We start from the raw sequence: 12,807 nt of genomic DNA, 5'->3' as shown, positions 1-12,807 counted from the left end.
CTGAGAGACAGAGGTCAGGCATGGGCCGAGAAATGTCAATCGGACAGACGAAAAAGGGCGCCCCGAAGGACGCCCCCATTATTGGATTTCAAAGGGATCAGAAGAACGCTTGAAGCCCAGTCTGTGCACGACCCAAGATCAAGGCGTGCACGTCATGGGTGCCTTCATAGGTGTTCACCGTTTCCAGGTTCACCATGTGACGGATCACGTTGAATTCCAGCGAAATGCCATTGCCTCCATGCATGTCACGCGCGTGGCGGGCGATTTCCAACGCCTTGCCGCAGTTGTTGCGTTTGATGATCGAGACCATCTCGGGCGCGGCTTTGGCTTCGTCCATCAGACGACCAACGCGCAGCGCGGCCTGCAGGCCCAACGAGATCTCGGTCTGCATGTTCGCAAGCTTCAATTGGAACAGCTGGGTTTGTGCAAGCGGTTTGCCGAACTGTTTACGGTCCAGACCGTATTGGCGCGCAGCGTGCCAACAGCTTTCAGCAGCCCCCATCGCACCCCATGCAATGCCATAACGTGCACGGTTCAGACAGCCAAATGGCCCTTTCAGGCCCTCCACGTTGGGCAGCAGTGCGTCTTCCGACACTTCCACACCGTCCAGCACGATCTCGCCGGTGATGGATGCGCGCAGGCTCAGCTTGTTTTCGATCTTGGGTGCAGACAGGCCTTTCATGCCCTTATCCAAAACGAACCCACGGATCTTGCCGCCATGGGCGTCCGACTTAGCCCAAACCACGAACACATCCGCGATCGGCGCGTTCGAGATCCACATCTTCGATCCGTTCAACACATAGCCACCGTCGACCTTTTTGGCCGTGGTCTTCATGCTGCCGGGATCCGACCCCGCATCGGGTTCGGTCAGACCGAAACACCCAATCCATTCGCCCGATGCCAGCTTGGGCAGATATTTCTTACGCTGCTCTTCCGAGCCATAGGCATAGATCGGGTACATCACCAAGGACGACTGCACCGACATCATTGAGCGATAGCCGCTGTCGATACCCTCAACTTCGCGCGCAACCAGACCATAGGTCACATAGCTTGAGCCGATGCCGCCATATTCTTCGGGGATGGTGGTGCCCAGCAGGCCCATTTCGCCCATTTCGGCGAAGATCTCCGGGTCCGTGGTCTCGGTCGCATAGGCCTCGGTCACACGTGGGGCGAGCTTCTCGGCGCAATAGGCTTTCGCCGCGTCGCGGATCATACGTTCGTCTTCGTTCAACTGATCTTCCAGAAGGAACGGGTCTTCCCAATTGAAGCTGGACAGTTCAGGGCGGGATTGAGGGGCAAGATCGGCCATGTCTCAGGCTCCTTTCGCGTTGATGGCAGCCTCGATCGAGGCTTCCAGAATATCAAGGGCTTCGTCCAGTTGGTCGGCTGGAACAGTCAGGGGCGGCAACAGACGTACGGCGTTGCCACGGGTGCCGCAAGGCAGGATGATCAAACCGCGCTTTTCAGCCTCGGCAACAATTGCCATGGTCAGGGCTGCGTCCGGTGCGTTGGTTTCACGGTCGGTGACCAGTTCAAAGGCCACCATCGCGCCCAGACCGCGTACATCGCCAATCGGCTCCATACCTTGTCGTGACGCGATTTCGGTCAGACGGGCGTTGATCCTTTCACCGATCTCAGTGGCGCGATCACACAGCTTTTCTTCAGCAATCACATCCAGAACCGCGTGAGAGGCAGCGACCGCCAGCGGGTTCCCGGCGTAAGTCCCGCCAATGCCACCCGCCGGGGCGGCGTCAACGATCTCGGCCCGGCCCGTGACTGCGGACAGAGGGAACCCCCCGGCCAGACCTTTCGCCATGGTCACCAGATCAGCGGCAACTCCAGCATGATCGAAGGCAAACATCGTGCCGGTCCGCGCAATACCTGCCTGAACCTCGTCCGCAATCAGCACGATGCCGTGTTCATCACAGATGGCACGAATGGCCTTCAGGAACTCAGGCGGCGCGATGTTGAAGCCCCCCTCGCCCTGTACAGGTTCGATGATCATCGCGGCGACACGCTCAGGATCGATCGAGCTTTTCAGCATGTTGTCCAGAACGGCCAGCGACTGCTCGACCGAGACACCATGGAAGGCGTTCGGGAACGGGGCGTGCAGCACTTCGGGCGGCATAGCGCCGAAGGCTTTCTTATAGGGGTTCACCTTACCGCACAGCGCCATGCCCATCAGGGTGCGGCCGTGGAAGGCACCGGAAAAAGCGATCACGCCCGACCGACCTGTGAAGGCGCGGGCCATCTTCACGGCGTTCTCGACCGCTTCCGCACCGGTGGTGACCAGCATGGTTTTCTTGTCGAAATCGCCCGGCGTGGCAGCATTCAAACGTTCGGCCAGCGATACATAACCTTCATAAGGCGCAACGTGGAAACAGGTGTGGGTAAACGCCTCGGCCTGTTGGGCAACGGCAGCCATCACCTTGGGGTGGCGGTGGCCCGTATTGTTCACCGCAATTCCGGCTGCGAAGTCGATGAAGCGTTTGCCATCCACGTCCCACAGCTCGGCATTCTCAGCGCGCACCGCATAGATACCACGGGTGGCAACGCCATTTGCCACGGCATCCGCGCGACGGGATTTGAGAGCTTCTGTTTTCGACATGCGAACCCCCTGTCAGAATTTGATTCCATGCCATATTGCGCAAAATCCTGAGCAATGCTATCAAAATTTTGCGCAATATATGCGAAAGCAGGGACTCGCTGGCGACAAGATTGACCGCCGGGAAAAGGGGTTTAGGATGCAAGATGACTTCGATGTGGGTACGCGACTGAAAGAGTTACGGCAGCAATTTGGCTTATCTCAAAGGCAGTTGGCGGAAGCTGCAGGTGTGCCCCATGGGCAGATCTCGATGATTGAACGCAACCACTCCTCGCCCTCAGTCGCCAGCTTGCGCAAAATTTTGGGCGGCCTGAACATGTCCATGTCCGAGTTCTTTGAACCCGAAGCCCCCAGCACGCAGCAGGTTTTCTTCACCCCAAGCGAGCTGCGCGATCTGACATCGGCGCTGTATCAGGACAATGAAGCCGCCCAGCGCATGATCTCGATCCGTCAGGTTGGGGATGCCAAGGCGCATGGGCTGCAGGTCTTGCAGGAATTCTATGAACCCGGCGCAGATACCGGCGAAACCATGATCGAACACGAGGCCAATGAGGGCGGTATCGTCATCGAAGGCGAGCTGGAAATCACTGTCGGAGCCGAGACACGCGTCTTGAAAGCAGGCGACGCCTATCTGTTTAACTCACGCGAACCTCATCGCTTCCGCAACATCTCGGACCGTCCGACCCGCGTCGTGTCCGCCTGCACACCGCCTTATCTCTAGGCCCATATCTATAGGAGCGTCTATGCATCCGCTTGAAGGACTGAAAGTCGTCGAACTCGCCCGAATACTGGCCGGCCCGTGGATCGGACAATCACTTGCGGATCTTGGTGCCGATGTCGTGAAGGTCGAAGCCGAGACCGGCGACGACACCCGCGTATGGGGCCCGCCCTTCATCGAACGTGACGGCGACAAGACCGCCGCTTATTACTACTGCGCCAACCGGGGCAAAGACGTGATCACCGCCGATTTCCGCACGCCCGAAGGCCAGGCCGCCGTGCGCGATCTGATCAAGGATGCGGATATCCTGATTGAGAATTTCAAGGTCGGCGGGTTGGCGAAATACGGGCTGGATTATGACAGCCTGTCAAAACTGAACCCGCGGCTCATCTACTGTTCCGTCACAGGGTTTGGGCAGGATGGACCTTGGGCCAAGCGGGCGGGCTATGACTTCTTGCTGCAGGGGCTATCGGGCCTCATGTCAGTCACCGGCGATCCTGCAGGCCAACCGCAGAAAGTTGGCGTCGCGATCACCGATATCGTCACCGGGCTTTACGGCACGATCGGCATTCTGGCCGCTGTGGAACAGCGCCACCGCACAGGGCGCGGCCAGCATGTGGATATGAGCCTTCTGGACTGCGCCACTGCGCTTATGGCCAATCAAGCGATGAACTATCTGGCCACAGGGCAAAGCCCCAATCGTCTGGGCAATGCACACCCAAATATCACGCCCTATCAGGTCTGTCCGGTGAAGGATGGCCACATCATCCTGGCCGTAGGCAATGACGGGCAGTTTCAACGGTTCTGCGAGGTGATCGGACGTCAGGATCTGGCGACGGATACACGTTTCGGCAGCAACTCGGACCGTGTCGCAAACCGTGAGGCGCTCACGCCCGAGATCGAAGCAAACCTTATTACGTGGAGCATGCAAGACATCCTTCAAGCGCTGGAAGACGCCACCGTCCCAGCCGGACCGATCAATACGATGGAACAGACCTTCCAGAACCCACAGATCCAGCATCGCGGCATGAAGATCACGCCCGAGGGTGTGCCGGGTGTGCGCGGGCCTTGGGTGTTCTCGGATGCAGAGCTGAGGCTGGAGAAATCCGCGCCTGTGCTGCCGGAGAAGAAATAGGAAAAAAGGGCAGGCAATAACGCCTGCCCTTTCCGTTTTTCTTTACCGTTGAGTTACTCGAACACGGCGGTCGGGTTGTCCAAGCTGTCGGATCCCGCAACCGAGATTTCGCCATTTCCGACGGCTGCGACAGCGCGTTCGATGTTGCGCGTTTGGTCTACCAGTCGGTCAATCGCGTTCTGAACCAGCGCACCACCTGCATGACCTGCGGCCAGCATCTGGTCATAGGATGTCCCGGCTTCGGCTGCGGTACGAATGTCACCCAAAGCAATCATCGTGGCGTTCATATCACCCAGCAGGTTATCGGCCAGATCGCCATCCGCTGCCTTCACCAGGTCATAGAGCGACGCACCTTCAACCACGGTTCCATCAACCCGGACATAGCGACCGGTATAAACATTGCGCATGCCCAACCCGTCGTAATAGTGCGAGTTGTGGGTGTTGTCCGAGAAGCAGTCATGCTCTTCTTCCGGGTCATTGAGCAACAGGCCCAGCTTCATACGCTCGCCCGCCTGCTCGCCATAGGACAGTGACCCAAGGCCTGTAAACGCCATTGTCACGCCTTTTGAGGCATCAATGGACACATCAGAACGCCCCTGCCCGCCTTCGGACCAGTTGGCAACAGCATCTTCCAGATCCGAAATCAGCAGGTCTGTCGCGGCAATCAGGTACTGCGCTCGCCGATCACAATTGTCGCCCGTGCAGTTTGCTGTGTCGAAGTCTGTTGCCGGGCGCGTGCCCGCACCGTGGTCTGTGCCGGACAAATCCTGCCCCCACAAAAGGAACTCGATCGCGTGATAGCCAGTGGCAACATTAGCCTCGATGCCTTCAACTTCGTGCAGGCTTTCCAGCAGTGCAGGGGTGATGGTCGATGCGTCAACCATCGAACCGCCCACGTTCAGCTTGGCATTTGCCACCACATTGGCGGTCGAAAACGGGTTCTCGTCATTTGCGCCAAAGTCCGTTGCGATATAGTCGATCAGGCCTTCGTCCAACGGCCATGCATTCACCTTACCTTCCCAGTCGTCCACGGTGGGATTGCCAAAGCGGAAGGCTTCGGTCTGCTGATAGGGAACGCGTGCTGCAAGCCAAGCTTCTTTGGCAACTTCCAATGTGGCTTCGCTTGGCGCGGCGACAAGCGCGCGCACAGCCGTTTTCAAAGTTTTGGCGGTGGTCAGGCTGTCTTCATACCCAGCCAAAGCAATATTGGCGTAGTTTTGGACGACGTCCTCTGGTGTTGCTGCAAACGCTGCCGAAGCGGTCAAACTGGCGGCGCAGGTGGTCAGAAAGAAAGAGCGGATCATAGGAACCTCGAAGTTGTCAATTGCCCACGAATTAGCAAAGTCTTTTTGTCAGGTAAAGCTTTATCTTATTATTTTTGTCGGATTTACATTCCCGTTACAAACAAAAGAGCCCGGCCAATACAACCGGGCTCTTTTCTTCAGCAATATAAGAGTATTAGTCGGATTCTGACCCTTCGCCAGTCACGAGCTCTGGGAGATTTCCACTGCGAACCGCATTAAGTAAATGCTCTTCTAGCGCTTGCGAAATCTGCTTCACAATGCGCTTGCGCGCACGCTCTTCCTTGCCGAACCCTAATACGCTCACAGTCTCTGCATTCCGCTCAAGACCCTCACCAAGCTTTCTCAGGTCACGGCCAGCTTCAGGCGTGGTTTTCATCAAAATCACGTGGGTATTCTTGGGCAGGTCGATCTTCGGATTCTCAAGACTGCTTTCATCCGGACCCTTTTGGCGCAGGTCACCACCAGCCATCAGAACAATCACCTCTCCGGCCACATGCGCCTTTAGCTTTCGGGCTGTAACGCGCAGTGCACGCAATGCGGGTTCATCCGGGGCAGCTGCTTCAGGAGAATAGTCCAGAAGCAACTCCTTGATCTCACCTGGTTTGACATTTCCATGACGGTCCACACGTGTCTCAAGCCCATTTCCAAAGGCCACCAGAGACAGATCTACACTCGCCCAAGAACGATCCAGTTCCTGCTTCACCTCGCGCATCAGCTTTTGCGCAGTGCGGGCCGTAAAGTTTTGTGCATCCCCACTGACATCCGCCACTACAGTTACGCCGACCAAGGCGTTACCTTGGGCATAAACAGGCGTCATGGTGGCAACAGTGCATGCGAACGCCAAAGCGGTCGTGACTTGCAGGCCGCGTTTCAACAGATGTTTCATTGCTTCACTCCTCATCTCAACCACTGCCGCACTTTGGGGCGATTGCAGTCCCTTGCCATCTTGTGAAACGCTGCCGTAAATCCCAGCGCCGAGAAACGGACGGAATGCTTAGACTTGCCGTTCAATCCAGTCCCGCGGATCACGATTTCTTTCCCGCGGCGAATGGCACGCACAATGTCGGCCGAGGCAAATCCGTTGCGCATATCGATCGGACGGACACGGCCGTCTTCGATATTCAAACGGATCTTCCGCCCATCCACGATCGCCGTGATCGGGAAGTCATCGTTGAAACGGTTTGGCGTGACGAAATCGAAATAGAGGCTATTTCCACGCGCAGCAGGGTCTGCATGGATTTCCATGCGAGGCACGGTGTAGGTTTTGAACCCTTTCACTTTCTTGGCAAAACTGACGATCGCACAGGTATCACTGTCCACATCGTCATAGCTGATCCAGTCTTCGAAACGTTTGAACCCTGGCTCCCCACGCAAATTCTTGCGCTTAGGCTTAAACTTCTCTTTTAGCAAAAGCGCTGCGAGTTCTTCATTCAGATAGCGCGACGGCTCTAAACCATTGGCAGATGCGTATTTTGCCAGCCAGTTGCGCTCTCGATCTGTCATAGCTCCGCGGCTGACATCCATAGAATCTGAGTATTTCTGGTTCAATACCCATCGAATGTGCCGCTTATCACGCGGCTTCAGTTCCAAAGATTTTTCTTCTTCAAGACTGCCAATTTCACTAGCAGCGAATGGACCGCCCTTGGCTCCGCATTCGTCTGACAATGCCGTTGCGATATCTGCGGCTGTCAATGATCTGTAGGTGGTTGAATGGTACTCTTCAGCGCCATCCCGCCCTGTCAGATGGAATAGCACTGAGGCATCTCCGTCGGCTTCCATCGTCACCCAGAAAGGTTCGTTTGCAACTCTTTTTGGTCTGACCTGTTCAATCCCAACAAATTTTGAACGTTGGTTTTGATGCACAAACTGCAATTGCTCCCATTCTTCGGCAGCCGTCACACCAATGGACACCAGCCCTTTCTTTCCGGACTTCTCAAAGGTAGCCATAAGATGTGGCGCATCCTCTGAGGTTTTCGCATTGGGCGTAAACACGACGGAACAGCTGTCGGTGCCGTCATTGACCACACGATATTGCGTGTCGGCATGCGCACTGGTCAGAGACATCACCGAGAACCCTGCCCCCCATAGGCATGCCGTCCAACCCATTGCGCGCCGCCTGGTTTTTGGCGCTTCAGAAACTGTCATTACTTGGCCCATCCCTTCGTGAAAAACTTCTTTCAATTGGAAGCAGCATAGCCCGGGCGAAGGCGAGCTTTCAAATGTTCAATCAGCTTTTACGTTGATTTGAGTCATCACCTGTTGAAGGCGCCCTCCTTTGCTTTCGTCGGGAAATCCGGAGCTCGTTCGAAAGAAAGACGTCAGAGAAATGTAGAGACGCATTCACGAATTATCGGCGCGATGCATCATAGAATGCGAAAGCCCAATCAGCCAGTTGGTAGAAAGGCTAGCAGGATCCGAAGGAGAATTCGGATCCTGCGCGGAAAGGAGCCGGGTTCTAGAATGCCGAACCTCTTTTTCCTTCGACCTAAAAATGCGAAATCTTTGTCATTCAGATCAGCAATGTCGACGTTAGGCAGCCTGAAAACAAGCAAAGCTAGCTGTCGCTTCGGTGGAGAAGGATGAGTAGCCCTTACGAGTCCTGTGGTCATTGGTTTGAATGCTGTCGAGGATTAAGGTTGCCTGCCTCCTCAAGGACACTCCGCCCAAAGAACAGAATTTCTCGACTTTGGGGCAAACGAACCCGGCAGGGACTAAGATGCCTTGCTGGGCGCTCTTTGCGATCAAAGTATAAAAAGGTGGTAGGAAACATAGTGAAGCAATTAGATTGTGGTCAATTTCGTGGTCAGCAAGCGACTTTGCCAACTCTTTAACTGCATGTAATAATTTGGAAAATTTGCTGGCGGAGGAGGTGGGATTCGAACCCACGGTAGACTTTCACCTACGTCGGTTTTCAAGACCGGTGCATTCAACCACTCTGCCACTCCTCCGACAAAGTGACGCTTAACTTCGATTGAACGATTCTGAAAGTGCAGAATTCACGCGGGAAGGTGCTCATGCGACATTCAAGACATCGCTACCCTTTTCTCGAGCGAAGGTTGTGTTTAGACTGCCCACAAATTCAGGGATTACCCTCAACGAGCAGTCCGGATGAAAACATTCGGCACGAAATATATTAGGGGCGCGATATGTCGATTAAGACCACCATCAAAGTGGCCGTCGCACTGGGAGGTGCGTTTTTTGTTGCTGCATGCGACGACACCAACCTTCCGGGCTTCATGAAGAACTCCAAGGACGGGACAAACACCGCTGCCAAGGTGTCATCCGCGCGCACAACTGAACGCGATGTGGAAGCGCCCGAGATATTCCAAGTGACGGAAAAGGGCCTTTGGGACGGGCGCCCAAGCCTCGGGGGCGTTTGGGTTGCACACCCGACGGTCGAAGATCCTGAGCGCGTCATCATCCGCAATACGGCCAACAACAAGTTCGTGGTGGGTGCGATTTTCCGCCGTGAACGTGATGTACCCGGCCCGCGGCTGCAGGTTTCGTCTGACGCAGCGGCCGAGCTTGGGTTGCTCGCAGGTGCTCCCGCTGAGCTGAGCGTGACCGCGCTTCGCAAAGAAAAAGTGGTTGAAGAGCCTGAAATCACTGAAGAGCCGACTTTGGAAAACCCTGAAGAAATCGCGCAGACCTCACTGGATGACCCGATTGCAGCCGCAGAGGCCGCGTTGGATCGCACTGAAAGTGCCGCACCCAAACCCGTTGCCAAACCGACGGCCATTCCCGCAGCAGCTCAGCCTGCGAAATCCGCAACACAAAGCGCGTTGTCAAAGCCCTATATTCAGATCGGTATTTTCTCAGTTGAACAGAATGCAAAGAACACGGCCCAGTCTCTACGCGGCGTAGGTGTTATCCCGACCATCAAGCCCGGGAAGTCCAACGGGAAAAACTTCTGGCGCGTGCTTGCCGGTCCGGCTGCGGATAAATCCGAGCGAGCTGCTATCTTGAAGAAGATCAAGGGCCTCGGATTTGCAGATGCTTACTTCGTCTCGAACTGACACCGGAACACTCGAAATCCAGGCCACCCGGCCCACCTATAGGACGTAAATCTGACCATGTTTCGCCACCTGATCTTAGACATATCAGCCATTGTTACCTTGGTTCTTCTTGCCGCAGCACCGGCGCACGCCTTCGACACGCGGGCAAGCTCTGCCTACGTGTTGGATGTAACCACCGGGACAGTTATTCTGGAAAAGAATGCTGATACACCCCTGCCCCCAGCGTCGATGTCCAAGTTGATGACCGTAAACATGCTGTTCGAGGCACTGGCCGATGGTCGCGTTACTCTGTCGACACCGTTTGGCGTGTCGGACCGTGCGGCGAATATGGGTGGTTCCACCATGTTCTTGACGCGCGGGGATCGCCCAACGGTCGAAGACCTGCTGCAGGGCATCATCGTGCAATCTGGGAACGACGCCTGTGTTGCTGTCGCGGAAGGTCTTGCCGGCACCGAAGACGCCTTTGCCCGGATGATGACCGACCGTGCCCGCGATATGGGGCTTGAGAACTCTAGCTTTGGAAATTCATCTGGGTGGCCACACCCGCTTCAGCGCATGTCGATGAAAGACCTGGCATTGTTGTCGCGCCATTTGATTGTCGATTTCCCGGATTACTACCGTTATTTTTCGCAGACCGAGTACCACTATAAGGACCGCGCACCGGACAATCGGTTCAACCGCAATCCATTGCTTAGCTTGGGGATTGGCGCAGATGGTCTGAAAACCGGTCACACACAGGAAGCGGGATATGGTCTTGTCGGGTCAGCCAAACAAGGGGATCGCCGCATCGTGTTCGTGATCTCGGGCATGACCTCCGAAAAGGAACGTGCGGAAGAGGCCGAAGCCATAGTGAACTGGGCCTTCCGTCAGTTTACCATGAAGACCACCGTCAAAGCGGGCGAACGTGTTGCTGAAGCACCTGTTTGGCTGGGGTCCAGCGATGTGGTTGGCCTTGTTCCCGCCGAAGATGTGAACCTGCTGATCCCAGCCGGGCAGCGCGATGGCATGGTTGCAACCATCAACTGGACAGGCCCCATTCCCGCCCCGATCGCTCAAGGGCAAGAGCTGGCACAGATGGTGATCAGCCGCGATGGGTTAAGCGATACAGTTATTCCGCTTTATGCCGAACAGGGTGTCGGGAACGCAGGATACACGAAGCGCCTGACAGCTGCGGCAGGCAAGGTGATTACCTTGGTCATGGGGGGCGACACACCACCTCCGGCCGTGGTTCCCGGCGCCACATCCTCTGCCACAAACTGATCAGAACATGAGCGGATTATTTATCAGCTTCGAGGGCATTGACGGCTCGGGCAAGTCAACTCAGGCACGCCTTCTGGCAAGCGCGTTAGAGGATGCGGGGCACGATGTTGTTTTGACCCGCGAACCCGGCGGCTCGGATGGTGCCGAAGAAATCCGCGCGCTTGTTCTGGAAGGCGATCCGGATCGCTGGTCTGCTGAAACCGAGCTTTTGCTGTTTACCGCTGCACGCCGCGACCATCTGGAACGGCTCATTGATCCGGCTTTGGCAGACGGAAAGATCGTAATCACCGATCGCTTTGCCGACAGCTCGCGCATGTATCAAGGCACACGTTCTGGCGACAAACGTGCGCAGGTGGATGCGCTGCATGATCTGATGATCGGGCGCGAACCGGATGTGACTTTTCTGATCGATATGGACCCGGACCTTGGCCATGCCCGCGCGAAAGGGCGCGGTGGGACCGAGGAGCGGTTCGAAGATTTCGGGGCCGAGCTTCAACACAAAATGCGTGCTGGTTTCCTAAAGCTTGCGAAGGACCACCCGGATCGCTTCCGTGTGATTGATGGCACCCGCGATATCAACATCGTTGCAGCAAATGTGCTGGCCACTGCCTTGGCCGAGATTGAGGCCCGTGGATGAGCACCGACCCAGAAGACATTCCACAGCCAGATCAGGTCGAAGGCGCCCCGCACCCCCGCGAAGCCAAACGGCTGATAGGTCAAGACGCGGCTGAACAAGCCTTTCTGACTGCGTACAACTCGGACCGGATGCATCATGGCTGGCTGATTTCAGGCCCTCGTGGCGTGGGCAAGGCAACACTTGCTTGGCGGATTGCGCGGTTCCTGCTGGCCACGCCGCCCGATGACGGGGGCATGTTTGCGGCCCCTGCCCCGGACACGCTCGACATTTCGCCAGACCATCCAGTTGCACATCGCATTGCCGCGCTTTCGGAACCCGGCTTGTTTTTGCTGCGACGTCCTTGGGACGAGAAAGCAAAGCGCCTGAAGGGCGAGATCACTGTGGACGAGGTGCGCAAGCTGAAAAGTTTCTTTGCGCTGTCCTCTGCCGGTGGAGGACGCCGCGTGGTGATCGTGGATGTGGCGGACGAAATGAATTCGAACGCCGCCAATGCGCTGCTTAAACTTCTGGAAGAACCTCCAGAAGGGGCTGTCCTTATGTTGATCAGCCACCAGCCATCGCGCCTGCTTCCAACGATCCGGTCGCGCTGTCGCGAACTTCGGCTTGGACCGCTCTCGCCCGAGGCACTTGCCGAAGTCATGCAAGGATTGGATGAGCAACCCACACCAGAAGACACGATCCGATTGAATGAACTGGCTTCCGGGTCGGCTGGCGATGCGCTTCGCCTGACGCATCAAAATGGGTTGGCCGTTTACGCGGATCTGGTTCAAATCTTCTCGAACCGTGATTTTGACAGGCCCAAAGCCTTGAAGCTGGCGGAAAGCGCGGTTGGGAAAGCCAATGCAGAGCGGTTCGAACTGATCCTTAGGCTGTTTGATTTGTTCCTTGCAAGGCTTGCCCGATCCGGCACTGGGTTCCAACCTGCCGCCGAAGCGGCCCCCGGTGAAGCCGCCTGTTTGGCGCGTCTGTCCCCCGGCCCCAATGCGGCGCGCGCATGGGCCAGTTTGCAACAAGAATTGTCCGCCCGCGCCAGTCATGGTCGGGCAGTGAACCTTGACCCTGCGGCGCTCATCCTTGATATGGTTTTCAGGATAAATGATACGGCGGCGAAACAGGCCGCCTGAGGCAAGGA

Annotated in this window: 11 protein-coding genes and 1 tRNA gene; 6 read left to right on the top strand and 6 right to left on the bottom strand. The window is 56.4% G+C overall.

Annotation, left to right across the window (positions count from 1 at the left end; genetic code table 11):
* Positions 1-97: 97 nt before the first annotated feature.
* Entirely contained in the window at positions 98-1,309 is a 1,212-nt protein-coding gene (locus MWU55_RS12290; RefSeq protein WP_246936463.1) for an acyl-CoA dehydrogenase, read from the bottom strand.
* Between the two features lie 3 nt (positions 1,310-1,312).
* Complete coding sequence (gene gabT, locus MWU55_RS12285; protein WP_246936462.1) at positions 1,313-2,608, bottom strand: 4-aminobutyrate--2-oxoglutarate transaminase; 1,296 nt, start codon at positions 2,606-2,608, stop codon at positions 1,313-1,315.
* Between the two features lie 136 nt (positions 2,609-2,744).
* Here gabT and MWU55_RS12280 point away from each other — a divergent pair, with 136 nt between their 5' ends.
* Positions 2,745-3,326, top strand: a complete 582-nt coding sequence (locus MWU55_RS12280) for a cupin domain-containing protein (protein WP_246936461.1) — start codon at positions 2,745-2,747, stop codon at positions 3,324-3,326.
* A gap of 22 nt (positions 3,327-3,348) precedes the next feature.
* Positions 3,349-4,458: a CaiB/BaiF CoA-transferase family protein gene (locus tag MWU55_RS12275; protein ID WP_246936460.1), complete on the top strand. Its 1,110-nt coding sequence runs from the start codon at positions 3,349-3,351 to the stop codon at positions 4,456-4,458.
* 53 nt (positions 4,459-4,511) lie between these two features.
* Here MWU55_RS12275 and MWU55_RS12270 read toward each other — a convergent pair whose 3' ends face one another.
* From MWU55_RS12270 to MWU55_RS12255, 4 genes are all read right to left on the bottom strand, one after another.
* Positions 4,512-5,762, bottom strand: a complete 1,251-nt coding sequence (locus tag MWU55_RS12270) for an imelysin family protein (RefSeq protein WP_246936459.1) — start codon at positions 5,760-5,762, stop codon at positions 4,512-4,514.
* Between the two features lie 154 nt (positions 5,763-5,916).
* Positions 5,917-6,648, bottom strand: coding sequence for a hypothetical protein (locus MWU55_RS12265; protein ID WP_246936458.1), 732 nt, complete (start codon positions 6,646-6,648; stop codon positions 5,917-5,919).
* A gap of 11 nt (positions 6,649-6,659) precedes the next feature.
* Positions 6,660-7,907 carry a hypothetical protein gene (locus MWU55_RS12260; RefSeq protein WP_246936457.1) on the bottom strand — a complete coding sequence of 416 codons (1,248 nt, stop codon included), beginning with the start codon at positions 7,905-7,907 and terminating at the stop codon, positions 6,660-6,662.
* A 713-nt stretch (positions 7,908-8,620) separates the two neighbouring features.
* A tRNA-Ser gene (locus tag MWU55_RS12255) sits at positions 8,621-8,710 on the bottom strand.
* A 198-nt stretch (positions 8,711-8,908) separates the two neighbouring features.
* Between MWU55_RS12255 and MWU55_RS12250 the strand changes: the two genes are divergently transcribed.
* The 4 genes from MWU55_RS12250 to MWU55_RS12235 are packed head-to-tail and all read left to right on the top strand — an operon-like array spanning position 8,909 to position 12,799.
* Positions 8,909-9,778 carry an SPOR domain-containing protein gene (locus tag MWU55_RS12250; RefSeq protein WP_246936456.1) on the top strand — a complete coding sequence of 290 codons (870 nt, stop codon included), beginning with the start codon at positions 8,909-8,911 and terminating at the stop codon, positions 9,776-9,778.
* 57 nt (positions 9,779-9,835) lie between these two features.
* Entirely contained in the window at positions 9,836-11,038 is a 1,203-nt protein-coding gene (locus tag MWU55_RS12245; RefSeq protein WP_246936455.1) for a D-alanyl-D-alanine carboxypeptidase family protein, read from the top strand.
* Between the two features lie 7 nt (positions 11,039-11,045).
* Entirely contained in the window at positions 11,046-11,675 is a 630-nt protein-coding gene (tmk, locus tag MWU55_RS12240; protein WP_246936454.1) for a dTMP kinase, read from the top strand.
* Positions 11,672-12,799: a DNA polymerase III subunit delta' gene (locus MWU55_RS12235; RefSeq protein ID WP_246936453.1), complete on the top strand. Its 1,128-nt coding sequence runs from the start codon at positions 11,672-11,674 to the stop codon at positions 12,797-12,799. Before tmk ends, MWU55_RS12235 begins: the two co-directional genes overlap by 4 nt.
* Positions 12,800-12,807: the final 8 nt, after the last annotated feature.

The sequence above is a fragment of the Aliiroseovarius sp. F20344 genome, assembly GCF_023016155.1.
GTDB lineage: Bacteria > Pseudomonadota > Alphaproteobacteria > Rhodobacterales > Rhodobacteraceae > Aliiroseovarius.
Note: the sequence above shows the minus strand (reverse complement) of the source record. Positions and strands in the feature narration are given on the sequence as shown.